Below are 22,359 nucleotides of genomic sequence, written 5' to 3' on the forward strand. Positions count from 1 at the left end.
AAATGCATAAAAACTAAATGAATAAAAATTTTAGGCGACTAAATAATAAAAGGTGACTTTCCATGATTGGCTTGGTGGAGGTCAATAAAAGCATTAATACCAAAGCCATAAATGCTGCATAATCTTGCACCTGATTAAGTGTAGCAAATTACGATATATTAAGCTAGTGATAACAGGCTTAGTACAGCAAATTATTTTTATTGATAACAAATTGATTTAAATTAAATTATAATGATTTTATTATAATTAATATCGTAGCAATAGTTAACACCATCAAGAAAATGTTTTTAGCGCTTTTACTCTATCGCTGTTTTCAATACTGAAACTTTTTTATCAATTCTTCATTTCATATTACAAAAGCTAAAAAAACTGTTGCACTTTTTTTTAAAACGAGTATTTTGTTAGAAATAGTTTTTAAAAATGACCAAAAAAGTTAATTATACAACATTATGAAATTTTCACTCAAACTCGTCCTCATCAACATTATTATTGTCAGCGTGGTCATTATTCCAACGCGGGGGCGTTTTTTGAATTAAAAATATGTTCGTACATAACTCAAAAACCCCCGCTCCCCAAAAGCGGGGGTTTTTTTATGAATAACAACTGAACAAAAAAAGCACAAGTGAGGAATAAATGTTAGGAACACAGTGGATAGTAAAAACCTTAAAAGAAAAAGGCGTAACCACCGTTTTTGGGTATCCTGGTGGACAAATTATGCCTCTTTACGATGCACTTTATGATGGCGGCATTGAACATGTACTGTGTCGGCATGAGCAAGGAGCTGCTATGGCCGCCATTGGCTATGCGCGTGCAACTGGCAAAATCGGGGTTTGCATCGCTACATCGGGACCTGGTGCAACTAACATCATTACAGGTCTTGCTGATGCCTTAATTGATTCGGTTCCTGTTGTTGCTATAACAGGACAAGTACCGACCAAATTAATTGGCACCGATGCCTTTCAAGAAGTTGATGTTTTAGGATTATCGCTAGCCTGCACCAAGCACAGTTACTTAATTGACGACGCCAAAGACTTACCAAATACCTTAGAACAGGCGTTTAATTTAGCCTGCTCAGGCAGGCCTGGGCCAATATTGATTGATATTCCCAAAGATATACAGCTTGCCAACCTTGACTATCAACAATATTTAACACCATCCTCATTAAAAACCACTCAAGATAAAACTCAACTATACCCAATCTGGCCTAGTGATATAAAACACGCTAAAGAAATGATTGCCCAAGCCAAAAAGCCAGTACTTTACATTGGTGGCGGTGTTGGGCTGTCTGGTGCAATATCTGAGCTAAGAGACTTTATGACGTTTACACAAATCCCAAGTGTATCAACATTAAAAGGGCTTGGTGTTGCGGATATTAATAATCCTTATTATTTAGGATTAATTGGTATGCACGGAGCTAAAGCGGCGAACTTAGCAGTGCAAGAGTGCGATTTATTAATTGCCCTAGGCGTTCGATTTGATGACAGGGTGACTGGTAATCTTAATGAATTTGCGCGGCATGCTAAAGTGCTTCATATCGATATTGATCAAGCCGAAATCAATAAATTACGCCAAAGCCACTTAGGATTACAAGGTGACATAAAGCAGGTATTACCATTGCTTAATCAAAGCGTATCGATACAGGCTTGGCACCAAAAGATTGAAGAACTAAAAGCTCAACACCCAACTCGTTACGATCACCCAGGTGAAGCTATTTACGCCCCAACATTATTAAAAATGATTTCGGAACGTAAATTGGCCAACACCATTATCACAACAGATGTTGGGCAACACCAAATGTGGACAGCCCAGCATATGCGTTTTAATCATCCACAAAACTTTATTACATCAAGTGGGCTTGGCACAATGGGCTTTGGTTTACCTGCGGCAGTTGGCGCACAAATGGCAAGACCAACTGATTGTGTGATTTGCGTATCAGGTGATGGATCTTTTATGATGAATGTCCAAGAATTAACCACGATTAAACGTAAAAAATTACCAATAAAAATTGTATTAATTGATAACCAACGCTTAGGCATGGTTCGCCAGTGGCAAGAGTTATTTTTTAACGAAAGATATAGTGAAACCAATTTATCAGACAATCCAGACTTTTTAATGTTAGCCAAAGCGTTTGACATACCGGGGCAAAGTATCAGTAAAAAATCACAAATCAATACAGCACTTGATAACTTGTTCAATTCAACCGGTGCTTACCTTTTGCATGTATGCATAGACGAATTAGAAAACGTATGGCCTTTAGTACCGCCAGGAGCGGCTAACGAAAACATGTTAGATAAAAGTGGTAAGGAGTAAGTGATGAACGAACAAATACAACATCAATTGACCATAAAAGCTTATGACAAATTGGGCTCGCTTGAACGTATATTACGGGTGCTCCGTCATCGTGGTGGGCACATTACTTCAATGCAAATGCAAACTATTGAAAACAATTTATTGATTCTAACCATCACTCTAACAACTGAAAGATGGCTTTCGACATTACAAAAGCAAGTCGAAAAATTAGAGGATGTGATAACGATTGAATAAAAGCTTTCAACAACAACTTATTACTAAACAATAAGTTAAAATAAAGTAGCAAACATTTTAGCCGTTAAATAAACAAAAAAGTATAGTATAATGCTTGACCGTTAAAGCAAAAATATCTAAAGCAAAATACATGCTTATCAAATAGTAAAATTGAAGAGGAAAACACAATGAGTTCGACAACAAAATCTGATTATATTTGGTTAAATGGTGAAATGGTTCCATGGGCAGACGCCAAAGTACATGTGATGTCGCATGCCTTACATTATGGTACATCGGTATTTGAAGGTGTTCGTTGTTATAATACACATAAAGGACCTGCAATATTTCGTCATAAAGAACACGCACAAAGATTATTAAATTCAGCCAAAATTTATCGTTTTCCTGTTCCTTATTCACTTGAAGAAATCATGGAAGCGACTCGCCAAGTCATCAAGAAAAACAATTTAGAAAGCGCTTACATTCGCCCACTCGTATTTATTGGTGATGTAGGCATGGGCGTTAACCCACCTGCTGGCTATAAAACTGATGTTATGATTGCCGCATTTCCATGGGGCGCCTATTTAGGTGAAGAAGCATTAGATCAAGGTATTGATGCTATGGTATCTTCTTGGAATCGTGTTGCATCAAATACCATTCCAGCAGCCGCTAAAGCAGGTGGTAACTATTTATCATCATTATTAATCGGCTCAGAAGCGCGCGCTAATGGCTTCCAAGAAGGTATTGCATTAGATGTGCATGGTCACTTATCTGAGGGGGCTGGTGAAAACCTATTTATTATTAAAGACGGTATTTTATATACGCCTGTTTTATCGTCTTCAGCACTACCGGGTATTACGCGCGACGCGGTATTAACGCTAGCACGTGATATTGGTATTGAAGTTCGCGAACAAATACTATCACGTGAATCACTTTATCTAGCCGACGAAGTGTTTATGACAGGTACTGCTGCCGAAATCACCCCTGTGCGCAGTGTTGACCGCATTCAAATTGGCATTGGTCGTTGTGGTCCAATTACCAAACAAATTCAACAAGCATTTTTTGGGTTATTTAATGGTAGCACTGAAGATAAATACGGTTGGTTAGATCCAATTAAATAAACTATAAAAACAAAATCCGCCAACTCATTTGGCGGATAGCATGTTAACTTGATGATAGATTTTAAAGAACTATAAACCGTTACACACGGTTACTTGCATAAAAATTGGGAGCAAGAAATGCCTAAATATCGTTCAGCAACCTCGATCGAAGGTCGAAATATGGCTGGCGCCCGCGCATTATGGCGTGCAACTGGCGTTAAAAATGAAGACTTTGGTAAACCCATCATTGCGGTGGTTAACTCATTCACACAATTTGTACCTGGGCATGTCCATTTAAAAGATATTGGACAACTGGTCGCCAAGCAAATTGAAGCATCTGGTGGCATTGCCAAAGAATTTAATACTATTGCCGTTGATGATGGCATCGCTATGGGGCATGGTGGGATGCTTTACTCCTTACCATCACGGGAACTGATTGCTGATTCAGTGGAATATATGGTTAACGCACATTGTGCTGACGCCATGATCTGCATTTCAAACTGCGACAAAATCACGCCGGGTATGTTAATGGCCTCACTTCGCTTAAATATTCCAACGGTATTTGTATCAGGTGGACCAATGGAGGCTGGTAAAACCAAATTATCTGACCAAATCATCAAATTAGACTTAGTCGATGCCATGATCCAAAGTGCCAATCCCAATGTTAGCGATGAGGATAGCAAAGCCATTGAAGAGTCAGCCTGCCCTACCTGTGGCTCTTGCTCCGGCATGTTTACCGCCAATTCCATGAACTGCTTAACCGAAGCTTTAGGGCTTTCACTACCTGGTAATGGCTCGCTGGTTGCGACACACAAACAACGTGAGCAACTCTTTTTAAACGCAGCTAAACGTATTGTTGAAATCACCAAACGTTATTATGAACAAGATGATGAATCTTATCTTCCTCGTTCCATTGCCACCAAAGCCGCATACGAAAACGCCATGTCACTTGACATAGCCATGGGCGGTTCAACCAATACAGTATTACATTTATTGGCAACTGCGCAAGAAGGCGAAATTGACTTTACCATGTCTGACATTGACAGACTATCACGCAAAGTCCCTCACTTATGTAAAGTGGCACCAAGCACGCAATTATATCATATGGAAGATGTGCACCGTGCGGGTGGCGTTGTAGCTATTATGTCAGAATTAAACAAAGCCGGGTTACTCAACCGTAATGTTCATAATGTACTTGGGCTTTCGTTAGAGGAAACTTTTGCTAAATATGACATCACACAAACCACCGATGAATCCATAAAAAAAATGTATCGTAGTGGACCTGCTGGCATTCGAACCACCAAAGCATTTTCACAAGATTGCTACTGGGATACGCTTGATGATGATCGCCAAAATGGTTGCATTCGTAACAAAGCGCATGCCTATAGCCAAGATGGCGGGCTTGCCACACTCTATGGTAACGTTGCGCTTGATGGCGCTATTGTAAAAACCGCAGGGGTTGCCGCTGAAAATCTCATTTTTAAAGGACCAGCAAAAGTGTTTGAAAGCCAAGAAGACGCCGTTGATGCGATTTTAGGTGGCAAAGTCGTAGCTGGCGATGTGGTTGTCATTATTTACGAAGGTCCAAAAGGGGGACCTGGTATGCAAGAAATGCTCTACCCAACAAGCTACTTAAAATCAATGGGGCTTGGCAAATCCTGTGCACTAATTACCGATGGCAGATTTTCGGGTGGTTCATCGGGCTTATCCATTGGTCATATCTCGCCAGAAGCGGCAAATGGTGGATTAATCGCTCTGGTACGAGATGGCGACATGATTGATATTGATATCCCAAATCGCAAATTAGTATTAGATGTGCCTGCTGATGAACTTGAGCGCCGTCGCGTAGCCGAACTTGCCCGTGGCGACAAAGCCTTTACTCCGCATAACCGCAATCGCTATGTATCATACGCGCTTAAAGCTTACGCCAGTTTAGCGACGAGTGCCGATAAAGGCGCTGTTCGTGATAAAAGCAAACTAGGGGGTTAATATGAAACAACACAACAACAAGCTCACTGGTGCCGATTACTTAAAAGCAACACTATGTAGCGCCGTATACGATGTGGCCGATGTCACGCCTCTTGAAAAAATGGAAAAAATCTCAACCAGATTAAAAAACCAAATTTTTGTAAAACGAGAAGATCGCCAATTAGTCCACAGCTTTAAAATTCGTGGCGCCCAAGCCATGATAGCTAGCCTGAGCGAAGAAGAACGCCAATGCGGTGTTATTGCTGCATCAGCAGGTAATCATGCTCAAGGCGTTGCATTTTCGGCAAGTAAGCTTGGTATAAATTCATTAATCGTAATGCCATTAACCACCGCCGATATAAAAGTCGAGGCCGTTAAAAGTTTTGGTGGTGAAGTACTCCTTTATGGTGCCAATTTTGACGAAGCCAAAACCAAAGCAATGGAGCTTGCCAACCAACAAAACCGCATTTTTATTCCACCATTTGATCATCCACTCGTCATTGCAGGACAAGGCAGTATAGCCATGGAGTTATTACAACAAAATGCTAAACTTGATCGCATCTTTGTACCTGTTGGCGGTGGAGGGCTTGCTGCTGGTATTGCGGTATTAATTAAACAAATCATGCCAACAATAAAAGTCATCGCCGTTGAGCCAGCCGATGCCGCTTGCTTAAAGGCCGCACTTGATGCAGGTAAGCCCGTTGATTTAAGACGTGTTGGGCTATTTGCTGAAGGTGTCGCTGTTAAAAGAATTGGCGATGAAACATTTAGACTTTGTCAACAATATATTGATGACATCATCACCGTTGATAGTGATGAAATTTGCGCTGCTGTTAAAGACTTATTTGATGACGTGCGGGCAATCGCCGAGCCCTCTGGCGCTGTGGCTCTTGCTGGTTTAAAAAAATATGTAGATCAACATAACATCTGTGGTGAAAACCTTGCGCATATACTATCTGGTGCTAATTTAAACTTCCACAATTTACGTTATGTATCAGAGCGTTGTGAGCTAGGTGAAAAACGAGAAGCGCTTTTCGCAGTCACCATTCCCGAAAAGAAAGGCAGTTTTTTAAAATTTTGCCAATTACTAGGTGGGCGGGTGGTAACCGAATTTAATTACCGCTATCACGATGACCAATCGGCTTGTGTTTTTGTTGGTGTAAAAATTGCCCAAAGCAATGAAAAGGACGAAATCATACAAGAATTAACTGCAGCAAATTATGCCGTTGTAGATTTAACCGAAGATGAGATGGCAAAACTACATGTGCGCTACATGATTGGTGGCAAACCTTGCAAGCCTATTCAAGAGCAAGTTTACAGTTTTGAATTTCCAGAATCACAAGGTGCATTACTTAAATTTTTACAAATGCTAGGTACCAATTGGAATATCTCAATGTTCCATTATCGTAGCCATGGCACCGATTACGGACGTGTGCTTGCTGCATTCGAAATCGACGAATCAACCATTAACCAATTCAATCAACACCTAGCCGAGCTGGGTTATGGCTTTCACAACGAAACGCATAATCCATCACTTAAGCTATTTTTGATCAATCAAGATTAAAATCAATAATCACTATCCCCCCATCAAGTCGGATAGTGATTTAGCCAAAGCTATTCGCTAAAATAAAGGCAAAACAACTAAGCTCGTTATTGTTCAATAAGCAAAAATAAGATAGCTAAAAAACGGCACTATATTAAAAAGTTTTATGTTAAGGTTAATGTAAAACTAATTATTCTTTATAATCATTTGTACTGGGTAGTGATCAGAATAGTTATCGGTAAACTCATCTTTTAACACTTTTACATCCATGACATCATTTTTAAGCATTGGTGAAATATAAATATAATCATAGCGTAATGGTGTTGATGCTTGATCATAAAACACTTTAGTTGGCGCGGTAGCAACAAAATTTTTATTTTTTAACTTCAAAGCATCAATAAACCCAGCATCTAAAAGATTTTGCTGAACGGTATAACTTAACTGACCATCAACTAGGTTTTCTAAAATTGGGCGCTTTTTTTGTTTTTCTTTTATATCTTCAAGCAAATTACTTTTGTCATATTCGGTTTTATCCGCAGGTGAAAATGAATTTAAATCTCCCGCTATAATCCATTTGCCATGAGGATCATGGCTATATTTTATTGAATCAATAATAAGATTTATTTCATCTATTCTTTTTGCTGTCCAAAATGGGTTCATATGCGTAACAACAAAATGATATTTGCCAATATCAGCATATAAAGCACCATGCCACATATTATCAATCACTTTATTTACATTAATAATTGGGTATTTTGATGTAATTGCAACAGGGAAAAATGCAGCATCCTTGGGGGATTCTTTCAATAATACAGCATATTTATGTCCATAACTGGCAGCAAATTTCTCAAGCTTTTCACGAGTAAAAAAATTCATTTCTTGCCAAGCAATAATATCGGCATCTTGTGCTTTTGCCCATTGAATAAACTTTTGTTTTCCTTCTGATTGATCTAATTGCATGCCATTATAGGCATTATAGCTAATCATCTTTAATTGTTTTACATCATCAAGTGCAGCAAAAGCCGTTGAAGTACTGAGCATTATACCACTTATAATCGCGGCAAATTTTAATTTACTTTTATTCATAACAATATTCCTTCCTTTTCTTTACCTATTCAATAGATATTATATTGATTTAGTATCCAACAAATCTTTTTTTATAATTTATGTGATATGGGTCATATAATTTATCGAAATAATTGCTATATAGCGGCTAGCAGCTTTTTACTTGCTTAATGTTAATTAATAGCACCGCTACTTTTTTGCTAAGATTTATAAAGGTTAGACGCTTTAGAAATAAGCATATTTTTGTATTTAAAAACAGTTCAGAAAACCCATTGATTTTATTGAATTTTTTTCTTGGTGTTTTTAACGTGATTTTTATCCATAGTACTAAAGTTAACTTCTTGATTAAAAATCGTTTTTATTGCTATTACAAAAGCCTTTAACTAAAGGAGCATAATTCAATCGCCACCTTACTACAGGATGCTTTACTTGCTTGACTTAAACTCACTTTATATTACTTTTTGCAAACTTAGGGTATTTTATCAATACTCAACGTTAGGGTTAGGTACATATGGAATACCCATTGCCATCATTCCAGCGAGAATCAACACTACTTTCCGCTAGGCTTACCATAATATGCTGCTTACATTGAAAGCACCACTTGCCCAATGTCAATCAATGGTTATACGTTATACACTGCTTGCAATTGCTTTTATTAACACTATATTATGCAAGTCATTGATATAATCAATATTAAAATAAGAAAAACCGTGTAATATCCTTCGGGTAAAAAAATTAACTTGGAAAACCGTTTGCCATGCAAAAATTAATATTGTTATTAGCACTATTGTTATTTAACTGGTTTAATGCTCATTATTCTTTAGCCGATACCCAAAAAGCATCATCTCAATATAAACATAGAGAGCACTTTGATACTTTTGATGATTTTTACCAAAGTTTACCCATCTTAACCTTACCATTTGATACTCATGCTTTGGCGAAAGGTAAATTTGTAGATAGCAAGTTTTTTCATTTTAATGACGAAGATTATCGTTATTATGATAATTCTTCTGATAAGGAACGACGTTATTTTACTTTAGAAAAGCTTACCGCTATTGGACGCTTTGAAATTGATAATATTCGATTTGTGATCTATCGCTTTACCTTTGATAGTGAAGGTGAAGGAATTATGGAAGATTTGACTATATTAAATGCTTTTGATGAAAATGGAAAATATTTAGATGAGCTTATTTTAACTGGGAAAACTGGGCATGAAGATCATATGTTTTTGTATTCGGCTTTAGCTCTCGATAATTTATTTCATGTCTATATAAAAAGCCATTATTCATTGCCGTATTTTATTGATGTTAAGGATAATAATTATCATCGTGAAAAAGATATAAATTTAACTTACCAGTTTAAAAACAATCAATTTTGGCGAGAAGAACATGCGCCAAACTGCCAAACCCTTGACCTTAAAAACTATTTAAACCAACTTATAAAAACACAGCTTGCAGATATTGCTGATGTTGCAGCTTTTAATGATTATATTGCTTGTTATCCAGTATCCGAAAACCTGGATACCTATAAAAAGATTGCTCACTATATTAGAAATACTCATTATCACTTTTTAAGTGATGCTGAATACTACAAACTTGAAAACCAACTTAACATCATCTTAAAAGATTAGTCATTATGATCTAAATCTATTTATTTTATGATCACAATTCCCTCCTATTCGTGGCGTGAATGAGAATTTCGCTACGAATGGATGACGATAAGCAAGTACTCTAATTGAGCAATAATAAAAATAAGTGCTGCTACGGTAATTTGATATGATCAATATACCCTTTTACAATATTGATACTTTTTTCAAAGAGTTGTTTTTCGTTGTCAGTAAAATCAAGTTCAATGACTTTTTTTATTCCATGCTGATCTAAAATAGCAGGCACACCAATAGCGACATTTTTATAACCATATTCTCCATTTAAAACACAGCTAAGTGCTAATGCACGGTGGCTATTAGTGAATATGTGCTGGCAAATTTCGGTGATGGTGCTAGCAATACCATATTCAGTACAGTGCTTTCGGTTAGCAATTTCAAACCCCATTTTTCTTGCTTGCGTTCCTATTGCTGCAAAATCAATTTTATTTTTTTCTAGATGATTAAGGTTTATTCCATAAACGGATGAATGTGACCAGACCGGAAATTGTGAATCACCATGTTCACCAACAATAAATGCGTCGATGCTTTGCGGACCAATATCCATTTGTTCGCCCAATAAGCGACGCAATCGCACCGTATCAAGCCACACCCCAGTGCCAATCACGCGGTGGCGTGGTAAGCCAGAGAGTTTCCAAACTTGATAGGTTATGGCATCACAAGGGTTAGTCGCAATGACAAAAATACCTTTAAAGCCGTTTTTCATCATATTAGGCACGATACTGGCAACAATTTTGGAGGTGCCAGCGAGTTCTTCGGATCGACTTTTTTGCGCAATGCCTGATGTAACAGTAATAATTGCGATATCAATATCAGCACAATCCGTTGATTCACGCAAACTCACTTTAACCATATTTTGTCGATAAGCCGCAGCATCTAACAAATCTTGCGCATGCCCATAGGCTAACTCTTTATTGAGATCAACAAGCGCAATTTCTTCACAAATGCCTCGGTTAACAAAGGTATAAGCAGTGGTTGAGCCCACATTCCCCACACCGATAATCATCACTTTACGTAATTTCATACTAACCCCTCGCTTGATTTTAAAAATAAGGTAAGGTATAACAATAAAGATTCTTTTAATAATATACCTTTCGATATATTCAATAAAGCAACATTGTTGTGATTTAATCAATTATATCTTTTGCTCTAGCTATTATTTAAATAGATGGAAGTATCTACTATTTAATTAAGTTTTATATAGAATGAACGAGTAATATAGCTCTATTAGTAATCAATGACGATAAGTAATGTGGATTTTTTAAAAATTTGACTTCCATTTGTTAATGATAATAATTATCATTAATGTTTGTTTTGTAATACAACTAATTCAAATACTAAAAATGCTCTTGATTTACGAATCACTTTTACAAAATTAGACAATTTTATTATTTGTTAATCCCAAGGAGTCGCTAATGAAGTTCAAATTATCTAAAAAACAGACAACATTATTAAAGGTTGTTTTAACTTCATTTATCGCTTTGCTCACTCTGTCTAAATCGGCTCACGCAGAAGAAAAAAAATTCAAAGCGGTTACCACTTTTACTGTGATTCAAGATATCGCGCAAAATATCGCTGGGGATGCAGCTATAGTTGAATCTATTACCAAAGTAGGGGCTGAAATCCATGAATACGATCCCACACCTCAAGATATTACCAAAGTGCTTTCAGCCGATTTAGTTTTATGGAATGGGCTAAATTTAGAACTATGGTTTAAGCGTTTTTTTGAAGATGTAAAACATGTTCCGTCAGTTATCGTCACTGAGGGCATTGAGCCCATGCCAATTCAAGAAGGTAGTTATAAAGGGAATCCAAACCCTCATGCTTGGATGTCACCGACGCTTGCATTAACCTATATTGAAAATATTCGTGCTGCGTTTGTTAAATATGACCCTAAAAATGCAGAAATTTATAATAAAAATGCTGCCGATTATATTGCCAAAATTAAAGCACTTGATGCCCCACTGCGTGAACGTTTAGCGAAGATCCCTGAAAGCAAACGTTGGTTAGTGACAAGTGAAGGCGCGTTTAGTTACTTAGCCAGAGATTATCATTTAAAAGAGGCTTACTTATGGCCAATTAATGCAGAACAACAAGGCACACCAAAGCAAGTTAAAAACCTGATCGATCTTGTACGAAAAAATAGTATTCCTGTTATATTTAGTGAAAGCACCATTTCCGACAAACCCGCCAAACAAGTGAGTAAAGAGACGGGCGCTAAATATGGCGGAGTTTTATATGTTGATTCACTTTCCACACAAAATGGTCCCGTGCCAACTTATATTGATTTGTTAAAAGTGACTGTTGAAACTATCGCTAAAGGATTCGAACAATAATGACTCAAATTTGCTTAAATGTTGATGATATCACCGTGACTTATAATAATGGTCACACCGCAATTTATGATGCCAGTTTTTGCTTAAATGGCGGTACTATCTGTGCTTTAGTCGGCGTTAATGGTAGTGGAAAGTCGACTTTATTTAAGAGTATTATGGGAATGGTTCGCCCAACCCGAGGTAAGGTAACTTTTAATGATATCCCCGTAAAACAAGCCTTAAAGCAAAATATTATTGCCTATGTGCCACAAACCGAAGAAGTCGATTGGGATTTTCCTGTGTTAGTTTCTGACGTGGTGATGATGGGACGATACGGCCATATGTCTTTTTTACGTATTCCAAGTAAAGAAGACCAAAAGCAAGTCAATATGGCACTTGAAAAAGTTAATATGTTGGATTTTAAACATCGGCAAATTGGCGAACTTTCTGGCGGACAAAAAAAACGCGTTTTTTTAGCGCGCGCCTTAGCGCAACAAGGCAAAGTACTATTGCTAGACGAGCCTTTTACTGGCGTTGATGTTAAAACTGAAAATGCCATTATTGATCTTTTGAAAGATCTGCGTAAAGAAGGTCATTTAATTTTAGTTTCAACCCATAACTTAGGTAGTGTGCCTGAATTTTGTGATCAAGTGGTATTAATTAACCAAACTGTTTTGACTTTTGGTCCAACGAAAACCACTTTTACACCACAAAATTTAATGACCACTTTTGGTGGTGCATTGCGTTATCTTAGCTTGTCAGGCGATAAATTGCATGAAGATGAAGATCCTCGTAAAGTATCGATCTTAACCGACGATGAACGTGCTGCAATTTTTTATGGGGAAGGTAAGCATGATTCACCCCATCGAGATTTGCTGGTTGACCCTCACGATAATGAACCAAAAGGGCAATAATAAATGGAACTGTTACTTGAACCATTCACCTACGGTTTTATGTTAAAAGCAATTTGGGTAAGTAGTATTGTCGGTGCTGCCTGTGCTTTTTTATCGGCTTTTTTAATGTTAAAAGGTTGGTCACTGATGGGCGATGCGCTTTCGCATTCTGTCGTGCCAGGTGTTGCTGGCGCATATGCACTGTGCTTGCCTTATTCAATTGGCGCCTTTTTTACTGGTTTACTTGCTGCGCTCGCCATTACTTTAGTTCGTGCCTTTACGCGATTAAAAGAAGACGCCATTATTGGCTTTATTTTTTCAACTTTTTTTGCGATTGGATTATTAATTATTTCGCTCAACCCAACCTCGGTTAATGCTCAAACCATTATATTTGGAAATATCCTTGGGATTGATGATAATGATATGTGGCAAGTCCAAATTATTATCTTAATTTCATTTATCTTATTACTGTTTTTTTGGAAAGATTTGTTAGTGGTTTTTTTTGATGAAACCCATGCCCGATCCATTGGATTAAAACCACTACCGTTAAAAATCCTATTTTTTACCATTTTAAGCGCCTGTACCGTTGCAGCACTACAAACAGTTGGAGCGATTTTAGTAATTGCTATGGTTGTTACACCTGGTGCAACCGCTTACTTATTGACTAATCGATTTTCGCACTTATTGATTATTTCAGTTTTAATTGGCGCTATAACAAGTGCTATTGGCGCTTGGATCAGTTACTTTTTAAATGGCGAAACTGGTGGCGTTATTGTGACATTGCAAACGCTAATCTTTATTGCTGCCTTTTTATTTGCACCAAAGCAAGGGTTAATTGTGAATCGCTTTAGGATACACCAAAGCCGTTTAAATAAAAGGAGGCAGGTATGACAGAGTTTTGGGAATATATCTATTATCCGCTTACTCTTCCTCTTATTCAGCGCGCAATTTTCGCTTCGTTAGCAACCGGTATTGTGTGTGCCCTACTATCTTGTTTTTTAGTGTTAAAAGGCTGGTCGTTAATGGGCGATGCGGTTTCGCATGCAGTTTTACCTGGCATTGTGCTAGCCTATTTAGCTGGCATTCCCATCATCATAGGCGCTTTTGCTTCGGGCTTGTTTTGCTCGGTTGCAACAGGTTACATTAAGGAAAATAGCCGAATAAAAGAAGATACCGTCATGGGTATTGTCTTTTCAGGCATGTTTGCCTTTGGATTAGTGCTTTTTTCAAAAGTAGATACTTCACAACATTTAAATCATATCTTATTTGGTAATGTGCTTGGTACGAGTTATGACGAACTTAAACAAATTATTTTCATTGCCGTTATAGTATCAATTTTAGTTATTATTAAACGTCGTGATCTCATGCTTTACTGCTTCGATCCTGTGCAAGCCAAAGTTGTTGGGCTGCCCGTTAAGCTACTGCATTATGGTTTATTGAGTGTGTTGGCTTTAACTATTGTAGGATCGCTGAAAGTGGCTGGAATGATTTTAGTGATTGCGATGCTAATCGCTCCAGGCATAATTGCTTTTTCGCTAACAAAACGCTTTGAACGAATGTTAATGGTTGCCGTATTGGTTTCGGCATTTTCAACTGTTATGGGTACTTTAATAAGCTATTATGCTAATGCGTCAACCAGTGCCTGCATTGTTATTTTACAAGCAACTATCTTTTTGATTGCTCAAATTTATCAGTTTATTGCTAGCAAAAAAACTCACCGTTAACCGTGTTTCTAAAGTGGTTGTTTTAACAAAAAATAACAGCGTAAAATATATCTTTTATATTTTTTACGCTGCTCCTAATGTTTATTAAGTTTAATCGTTATTCATCATCAAAATATTTACTGGAATCAGCATAATTATCAAAACGCGAAAATTGACCTTGGAATTTTAATCGTACTTTACCAATTGGACCATTACGCTGTTTACCTAAAATAATTTCTGCAATGCCTTTATGTTCAGATGCTTCATTATAAACCTCATCACGATAGATAAACATAATCACATCGGCATCTTGTTCGATCGATCCTGATTCACGTAAGTCTGAGTTAACTGGTCTTTTATCAGCACGTTGCTCCAAACTACGATTAAGCTGAGATAGCGCAACAACAGGAACTTGTAATTCTTTAGCCAAGGCTTTTAATGAACGCGATATTTCAGCAATTTCTAAAGTACGATTTTCAGAAATATTCGGTACACGCATAAGCTGTAAGTAATCAACCATTATCATACTTAAGCCTTTATGTTCACGATAAATACGTCTTGCTCTTGAGCGTAACTCCATTGGCGTTAAACCTGATGAGTCATCAATATAGATATTTTTCTTTTCGAGCAATAGTCCCATTGTGCTTGAAATTCTTGCCCAATCATCATCTTGCAGTTGTCCTGTTCGAATTTTCGTTTGGTCAACACGTGAAAGCGAAGCTAGCATACGCATCATGATTTGTTCTGAAGGCATTTCTAAACTGAATATTAATACTGGTTTTTCTTGTTCTAGTGCGGCATTTTCGCACAAATTCATAGCAAAAGTGGTTTTACCCATTGATGGCCTTGCCGCAATGATAATTAAATCGGAACGCTGTAACCCTGCCGTTTTTTTGTCTAAATCAATATAACCCGTTGAAACACCTGTCACACCATCATGCGGGCGTTGGAACAATTCTTCAATTTTAGCAACCGTTGCTTCTAACACTTCGGTTATACTTTTTGGACCCTCGCCTTGTTTAGTCCGGCTTTCAGCAATTTGGAAGATTTTACTTTCCGCCAAGTCTAAAATTTCGGTACTATCGCGCCCTTCGGTAGCATAACAGTTATCAGCAATATCATTTGATGCACTAATTAATTCACGCAAAATCGCTTGTTGGCGAATAATATCGCTATAAGCAACAACATTAATCGCACTTGGGGTGTTTTTAGAAAGCTCCGCCAAATAAGCAAAACCACCTACATCGGCTAATAGGTCTTTACTTTCAAGACTTTCTGAAAGGGTAATTAAATCTATTGGTGTCCCTTTGCTGACCAAGGTATGCATTTCAGAAAAAATCAATTGATGATGACGCGAGTAAAAATCCCGCTCAGTGATCATTTCAGATACCGCATCCCAACGTTGATTATCAAGCATCAAGCTACCCAGCACCGCTTGTTCAGCTTCGATTGAGTGCGGTGGAAGCTTGATATTGTGCAGATTTGATTTTTTCGTATCTTGATTTTTATAATCTTTGTTTATGCTTGTTTCATTAGTGTTCATTACATTCATCTTTTTAATTCATTCATTTTTAAATAATCTAATTTATCTAATCAGTTATTTTAGAAACAAGGGGCCTAAATCCTGTGTTGGTATTTGATATTCAGATGGGTAATCCACCTGAACCAAGTATAACCCGTCAGGTTTTGCCGTTGCAGCAGCTTGCGTTCTGTCTTTAGCTTGTAATAACTCATCAATCCATTTTGGATGCTTATTACCAGCACCTACTTCAAGTAAACTGCCTACAATATTGCGCACCATGTGGTGAACAAATGCATTGGCTTTAATATCAACAACAATATATTCACCTTGTCGCCAAACTTCAATATGGTGAATATTACGCCATGGGGTTAATGATTGACACTGCGCCGCTCTAAACGAGGTAAAATCATTTTCACCTAATAAATATTGTGCAGCTTGATGCATTAAGGTTTCGTCCAGTGGCAAATAATAATGTGATACTCCTTTAGCTAAAATCGCCGGTCTATAACGGTGATTATAGATCACATAACGGTAACGCCGAGCCGTTGCGCTAAATCTAGCATGAAAGTTATCATCAACCATTTGTGACCAGCGCACTGCAATATTATTAGGTAAATGCGAATTAACTCCCATTGTCCAAGCACTAGGTGATCGCACTGTTTGGGTTTCAAAATGAATAACTTGCCCTGTTGCATGTACACCGGCATCGGTTCGACCAGCGCAAAATACGTTTATTGGTGAATTAGCAATAATCGATAGCGCAGATTCCAGCCGCTCTTGGATGGAGTCAACAGCGCGTTGCCGTTGCCAGCCAAAGTAATCACTACCATCATATTCAATACCCAGAGCAATTTTACAGGTAGTCATTAATGAGGATCTCAAGTGTCTCAATTAGCATTAGCGCACCCAAATAACGGATATTATCAGCAACAGACCAAAATTGAATTTGTTCATAATGACCATAACTGTGTCTTAAATTCGATAATTTAATAGTTAGCTGATTTTCTGATTCAGCGCTGACTTCAGTTACCGGAGTTGGTAAGTTATCGTTTTGCACCTCAACACCAAACTCACCAAAACGGGTCATATCTAATTCAATTGGCAAGCTGCTTGATACATTAATGGCTTGTGACACGCCATAAAACACCGGCACAATAACTGACTCAATCGAGACCGGTAAATCATAATTACTAAGTACTTTACGAATTTGGTTAACTTGTGACTTTTCACCTAACATTGAGTCATGATGTTCGTGCGATATAGGTAATAAGTTAAATGCCAATTGTTTGTCAAATAATTCATTATCAACTGGCATACCATTTAGTAAACGAGCACTTTGTCCAGCAAGCTCATCAACACCAGGCTTACCATACAAAGATGCAGGAATAAAACTGGTAGCATGTAAATTAGTTAATAATTCAATGTCAGTTAAAGACGCAACACATCGCAACAATTGGCATACAGTCGCACTTGCTACCGCTATAATGTTTTCATTACGATATTCGGTTAACACACTATTATTAACTTTTGGCACGACTAATGGAATGTGGTCTTGCTCGGCAAAATAACCACTTGCATCAATAACCACACAACCCGATTCTGCCGCAATTTGCGCGTAATTTTCACTAACTTTAGCGCTAGCCACAAAAAAGGAAAAATGACACTGGCTCCAGTCCATTTGTGCGCTATCGGTGACAGTTAAATTTTTGCCAGCATAACGAACAACTTCGCCAGCACTATTATCACTACCAACTAAATAGAGGTTGTCAATTTTTAAACTATTCTCTTGTAAACTACGTTGTTGTAATAATTCAACTAGCGCAGAACCCACTTGTCCTGTCGCACCAACAATAGCAATATTCCATGCAGACATATTTATAACCCAACTAATAAAAAAATTTAGCGATAATTATACCACTATATTGTTCAATATAGCGGAAAAAGATATTTGGTAGTAGCAATAGATGATTATATCTTATCGAGTAGTTTATATAAATATATAAATAATTCATTGTGTTAAATTTACTTTATTGTTTTAACCTTTCAATGATTTAGTCTTATTCAAATCTGCATGAACTAATGTATCTTTTGCAAATAAATTTTATGATAACCAATGAGTATAGGTTATTACCTCCCATACTAATTGGCTAATTCACTTTCTATGTGTTTTATTGCTTGTCGTTGCTGTTCAATTAAACAAGTCAACACTTTGTTTAAATAAGGATCAATATCCCGTTCGTAAATTGGCGCTAGCGTTGTTAAACAAGCTTTATTCATATTATCATTTAACAGTGAAAACGATTCTTGCTGATGTTTTTTGTTATCAAGCAATTTTATTTTCTTTTTTAGCTGATCTTGATAATAATTATATACTCTAAAACCAAGGCTATAATCAGAAGAACCAGTATTAGGCAATTGATTAAAAAGTTCAATTGACTGTTCTAATGTTATACCGTACTCAACAGCGCCTTCATGAAAATAGGTATTAAATTGATTTGGGTAAATGATTTGGTAAGTTGCTTCTGGCGCTCCAATTAATACTTCTTTAAGCATAAATTTCATATTACTTGTATCAATATTGTAATGTTTCCACAATCGAGGAAATATTCCAGACTGAGATTCTACTGGTTCTGATTTTATAGACAATAATGTATAAATATCGCCACTTGGTGCTATATAGTAATATTGAAAACCATGCCAAAGATCTGGATTATCAGAAAAAGCGTTATTTGCTAATAATAGTTTATCACTTACCTGATTTTTGTTGATCAAAGATAATGTAATATTTCTTCCTAAATTAGGTAAATATTCTTGATTTTTGCTATCAGGGTTAGCTAGAGCAATGCCCAATTTCAGTTGAAAATCGTTACCATTATAAACAAAAGAATTATCATTGATTAAATCATCTAATTTTTTAAAATCAAATTTTAAATTATGCAATGGGCAACGACTGTTATATTTTATCTTTTCTTTTTTATCAAGTTTTTGATATTCATCTTCGTTCCTTAAACAATCCTGTTCTAATTGATATAAATCAACCCTAGCAAAGAATGGCTCACCACGATATTTTGGATTAATATCAAGAGTATGACCATAAGTAAAAAAACTCAGTATCAATAGCATTGCATTAAAGAAATGTATTAGTTTCATATATAATTATTACTACCTTATTATTAGCGAAGTAATTCAATTATATATTTTTTGTCAATTGAGTAAAACACGCTCTTTATCTGTTTATAGTGCACAATGCCATATCTATAACTAACGCTATATTCACTATACATTAATCCCTAGCTGTTGATTAATTATTTACTCATATTTTTAATTACCAAGCTGACATTACACTCTATTTGGTCATGTATTAAGGTGAAAATATGGTTGCTTCCATAATTTTCAATCAAACATATTAATTTGAGCTTTATTAAATAAATTATGATGGATGTTTTGGAACACAGATCCAAAAAATAAATGCTATCGGATTACAAATTGGAAGCTTACCGCTAAAGTAATCAACCATAGTTATCACTTAAGATTATTCATTATGGCAAAAAGCACACTATCAACCATTGCAAAACAAGCTAATTTATCAATAGCCTCAGTATCAAGGGTTTTAAATAAACCCCATTTAACCTCGCCAATGACGCAATCTAAAGTGTATAAGGCCATTGAAGAACTAAATATTGACATTCATGACAATTTTAAATCATCGATGAATGCTAATGGCTCAAATAAAATACTTGTACTTGATAATCAATTTATCACTCGAACTTTAATAAATTGTGGTTTAGAACAAACCTTGAAACAGGCAGGTTATATCATTTTTTATTTTCGCTTTCCTTATCAAACTAAAAAAGATATTTATTATTTAATTAAATATATTAATCAAAACAATTTTGCAGGCATTTTAATCATTAATGATGCACCCTATTTATCAGAATTAAGACATTTTAAAAAAATCTTACCGCCCTTTGTCCTAGCTAATCATTTTTCGCTTAATTATGCATGTGTCTATTTTGACCATTTAGTCATTGGCTACCAAATAACGCAATATTTGCTAAATAATTCACATACTAAAATCGCAGTTTTATTTAATGATAACAATAATCATAGCTCCATACTTTTTTTGCAAGGCTATAAACAAGCTTTGTTAAGAAAAAATATAACGATTAATACAAATTATCTTATTCCAAATTGCATTACTTATGAGCATGGCAGATCAGCAATTAAAAGGCTAATCGATAGTAATAATCCCCCAACAGCTATTGTCTGCTGTGATAATACAAATTTAAATTATTTGGATGAAAATTACCACAACGAACAACATTACCTATCGCCTTATAGTGTCGTTTTAGGAGCTTTACATCAGGCCAATGAAAGTGAAGCTCAACTTATGCAGCCATTAATCATTACTTATCTTAGTCACTCACAAAATAGGCAATATAATGAATTAGATAGGTTAAGCCGAATAAATAAGCCTTTGTATGAAATGGGGAAAGCGTCTGCAACTTTACTTTGCAAACGCATACACAATAACAAGAAAACAATCAAACAATGCCATATTATTGAAGCTGAATCAATATTTTATTAAGCCATACATTTAAATAGTCTTTTTACTAACTTTGTTTTAGCCAATAACACTAAAAACTATATACAATACAATGGTATATTAAGAGATTGATACTAAGCGTTTTGGTGACAGTTGCCTAAATCGTTGCGTTCCTACGCCAATAAATTGTTTGCCTTGATAGATTCTTACTTGCGTTTCAACTGGTATGCTATTATCAAGTTCAATACTCCGCCCGAATAAAATGTCTTTACCTTGCTCATCAGTTAATGTCACTTTTTGGCAATCTTGTAAGGGGCTATCAATTGGCATTAGCAACTCATCTTTCAACACCATATTTTGTAAATCATCTAAAGTGACCATTTTTTCAATTGGGTAATTGGCAACTTGTAATCGTCTTAAATAAATAACATGTGCCCCACAATCCAGTAGCTCACCTAAATCATCAATAATGGTTCGAATATAGGTTCCTTTAGAGCAATGTATCTCTAACGTTAATTCGTTTTTTATGGTATCAAATTGGATAAATTGATTGTCATAAACGGTAATAGGTCTTGCCTCTCGCTCAATAACAATACCTTGGCGAGCATATTCGTAAAGTGGTTTACCTTGATATTTCAATGCCGAAAACATGGTTGGCACTTGTAAAATGTCACCGCGAAAATGCGTTAATGCTTCATTAATTTGCGACTCGCTTATGTTAACGGGTTTGCTACAAATAATTTGACCATCAGCATCAGAGGTATCAGTACGCTCGCCGAGTTTAGCTATTACTCGATAACGTTTGTCTGAATCCAATAAATACTGTGAAAATTTGGTCGCTTCACCAAAACAGATAGGCAGCATGCCTGTCGCTAATGGATCAAGTGCCCCTGTATGCCCTGCTTTTTTGGCATTAAATAGTTTTTTCACCTTTTGCAGTGCGTCGTTTGATGTCATACCTTGTGACTTATCTAGCAACAAAACGCCGTGAATATCACGGCGGGCTTTTTTTATATTCATCATTTTTATATTGAAACACATGTTTACCTGAAAATTTTGACAAATATCAGGGTTGTTTTTAATATTAATCTTTGTGACGCTCATTATCTTGTTTAATCACATCCGCAACCAAACTCGACATCTGCATACCTTTAACTAATGACTCATCATAAAAGAATTTGATTTCAGGAATGATTCGCAAGCTCATAGCTTTGCCAATTAAGGTACGAATATAACCTTTAGCTTCATTAAGGACTGTTAAACCTTGTTCGATAACTTGTGGATCATCATCATTTAAGAACGTCACAAAAACTTTAGCGTACGAAAGATCACGCGAAATATCAACACCTGAAACGGTTACCATGCCTAAACGTGGATCTTTAATTTCACGTTGTAGGATAATTGCAATCTCTTTTTGTAATTCATGTCCAACCCGAGATGAACGATTAAATGCTTTTGCCATATCTATTTCCCTTAAAAAATGAATAAGCAAGGCTAAACCTTGCTTATAACATTAATATG

General features: G+C 36.4%; 19 protein-coding genes. 11 read left to right on the forward strand and 8 right to left on the reverse strand.

Features of this window, described 5'->3' with window-relative positions; translation table 11 throughout:
• Positions 1-633 precede the first annotated feature (633 nt).
• The 5 genes from ilvG (at position 634) to ilvA (ending at position 7,152) form a co-directional block, all read left to right on the forward strand.
• Positions 634-2,310 (forward strand): acetolactate synthase 2 catalytic subunit, encoded by a 1,677-nt coding sequence (gene ilvG / locus A9G41_RS12605; protein ID WP_075539771.1) that lies wholly within the window; start codon positions 634-636, stop codon positions 2,308-2,310.
• A gap of 3 nt (positions 2,311-2,313) precedes the next feature.
• The gene (gene ilvM, locus A9G41_RS12610; RefSeq protein ID WP_075539772.1) at positions 2,314-2,544 is read left to right on the forward strand and encodes an acetolactate synthase 2 small subunit; all 231 of its coding nucleotides are present in this window, start codon (positions 2,314-2,316) and stop codon (positions 2,542-2,544) included.
• Between the two features lie 167 nt (positions 2,545-2,711).
• Positions 2,712-3,641, forward strand: coding sequence for a branched-chain amino acid transaminase (locus A9G41_RS12615; protein ID WP_065581962.1), 930 nt, complete (start codon positions 2,712-2,714; stop codon positions 3,639-3,641).
• A gap of 117 nt (positions 3,642-3,758) precedes the next feature.
• Positions 3,759-5,609 (forward strand): dihydroxy-acid dehydratase, encoded by a 1,851-nt coding sequence (gene ilvD, locus A9G41_RS12620; RefSeq protein ID WP_075539773.1) that lies wholly within the window; start codon positions 3,759-3,761, stop codon positions 5,607-5,609.
• Position 5,610: 1 nt separating this feature from the next.
• Entirely contained in the window at positions 5,611-7,152 is a 1,542-nt protein-coding gene (ilvA, locus tag A9G41_RS12625) for a threonine ammonia-lyase, biosynthetic (protein WP_065581960.1), read from the forward strand.
• A 165-nt stretch (positions 7,153-7,317) separates the two neighbouring features.
• On the opposite strand, the gene A9G41_RS12630 is transcribed toward ilvA, so the two are convergent.
• Positions 7,318-8,217: an endonuclease/exonuclease/phosphatase family protein gene (locus A9G41_RS12630; protein WP_081302137.1), complete on the reverse strand. Its 900-nt coding sequence runs from the start codon at positions 8,215-8,217 to the stop codon at positions 7,318-7,320.
• Between the two features lie 736 nt (positions 8,218-8,953).
• Between A9G41_RS12630 and A9G41_RS12635 the strand changes: the two genes are divergently transcribed.
• Positions 8,954-9,826: a hypothetical protein gene (locus A9G41_RS12635; protein ID WP_065653501.1), complete on the forward strand. Its 873-nt coding sequence runs from the start codon at positions 8,954-8,956 to the stop codon at positions 9,824-9,826.
• A 130-nt stretch (positions 9,827-9,956) separates the two neighbouring features.
• Here A9G41_RS12635 and A9G41_RS12640 read toward each other — a convergent pair whose 3' ends face one another.
• Complete coding sequence (locus tag A9G41_RS12640) at positions 9,957-10,883, reverse strand: L-lactate dehydrogenase (protein ID WP_065581958.1); 927 nt, start codon at positions 10,881-10,883, stop codon at positions 9,957-9,959.
• 391 nt (positions 10,884-11,274) lie between these two features.
• On the opposite strand from A9G41_RS12640, the gene A9G41_RS12645 reads away from it, so the two are divergent.
• Genes A9G41_RS12645 through A9G41_RS12660 form a run of 4 tightly spaced genes read left to right on the forward strand, consistent with a single transcriptional unit; the run spans position 11,275 to position 14,791 of the window.
• Positions 11,275-12,195 carry a metal ABC transporter substrate-binding protein gene (locus A9G41_RS12645; RefSeq protein ID WP_065566709.1) on the forward strand — a complete coding sequence of 307 codons (921 nt, stop codon included), beginning with the start codon at positions 11,275-11,277 and terminating at the stop codon, positions 12,193-12,195.
• Positions 12,195-13,088, forward strand: coding sequence for a manganese/iron ABC transporter ATP-binding protein (locus tag A9G41_RS12650; protein ID WP_065587879.1), 894 nt, complete (start codon positions 12,195-12,197; stop codon positions 13,086-13,088). Before A9G41_RS12645 ends, A9G41_RS12650 begins: the two co-directional genes overlap by 1 nt.
• 3 nt (positions 13,089-13,091) lie before the next feature.
• Positions 13,092-13,958, forward strand: coding sequence for a metal ABC transporter permease (locus tag A9G41_RS12655; protein ID WP_065581955.1), 867 nt, complete (start codon positions 13,092-13,094; stop codon positions 13,956-13,958).
• The gene (locus A9G41_RS12660; protein WP_065581954.1) at positions 13,955-14,791 is read left to right on the forward strand and encodes a metal ABC transporter permease; all 837 of its coding nucleotides are present in this window, start codon (positions 13,955-13,957) and stop codon (positions 14,789-14,791) included. The genes A9G41_RS12655 and A9G41_RS12660 overlap by 4 nt, the downstream gene beginning before the upstream one ends.
• Before the next feature lie 97 nt (positions 14,792-14,888).
• Here A9G41_RS12660 and dnaB read toward each other — a convergent pair whose 3' ends face one another.
• The 4 genes from dnaB to A9G41_RS12680 form a co-directional block, all read right to left on the reverse strand.
• A complete protein-coding gene (gene dnaB, locus A9G41_RS12665) occupies positions 14,889-16,313 on the reverse strand; it encodes a replicative DNA helicase (protein ID WP_075539774.1) in 1,425 nt (474 codons plus the stop codon).
• Positions 16,314-16,367: 54 nt separating this feature from the next.
• Complete coding sequence (gene truA, locus A9G41_RS12670) at positions 16,368-17,159, reverse strand: tRNA pseudouridine(38-40) synthase TruA (protein WP_065581953.1); 792 nt, start codon at positions 17,157-17,159, stop codon at positions 16,368-16,370.
• Complete coding sequence (locus tag A9G41_RS12675) at positions 17,146-18,165, reverse strand: aspartate-semialdehyde dehydrogenase (RefSeq protein ID WP_065581952.1); 1,020 nt, start codon at positions 18,163-18,165, stop codon at positions 17,146-17,148. The genes truA and A9G41_RS12675 overlap by 14 nt, the downstream gene beginning before the upstream one ends.
• A gap of 266 nt (positions 18,166-18,431) precedes the next feature.
• A complete protein-coding gene (locus A9G41_RS12680) occupies positions 18,432-19,442 on the reverse strand; it encodes a hypothetical protein (protein WP_065581951.1) in 1,011 nt (336 codons plus the stop codon).
• A gap of 391 nt (positions 19,443-19,833) precedes the next feature.
• Between A9G41_RS12680 and A9G41_RS12685 the strand changes: the two genes are divergently transcribed.
• Positions 19,834-20,880, forward strand: a complete 1,047-nt coding sequence (locus A9G41_RS12685; RefSeq protein WP_065581950.1) for a LacI family DNA-binding transcriptional regulator — start codon at positions 19,834-19,836, stop codon at positions 20,878-20,880.
• Positions 20,881-20,958: 78 nt separating this feature from the next.
• On the opposite strand, the gene truB is transcribed toward A9G41_RS12685, so the two are convergent.
• The gene (truB, locus tag A9G41_RS12690; protein ID WP_075539775.1) at positions 20,959-21,861 is read right to left on the reverse strand and encodes a tRNA pseudouridine(55) synthase TruB; all 903 of its coding nucleotides are present in this window, start codon (positions 21,859-21,861) and stop codon (positions 20,959-20,961) included.
• Between the two features lie 61 nt (positions 21,862-21,922).
• Positions 21,923-22,300, reverse strand: a complete 378-nt coding sequence (gene rbfA, locus A9G41_RS12695) for a 30S ribosome-binding factor RbfA (protein ID WP_065566718.1) — start codon at positions 22,298-22,300, stop codon at positions 21,923-21,925.
• Between the last annotated feature and the right edge of the window lie 59 nt (positions 22,301-22,359).

The sequence above is a fragment of the Gilliamella sp. Nev5-1 genome, assembly GCF_001690895.1.
GTDB lineage: Bacteria > Pseudomonadota > Gammaproteobacteria > Enterobacterales > Orbaceae > Gilliamella > Gilliamella apicola_C.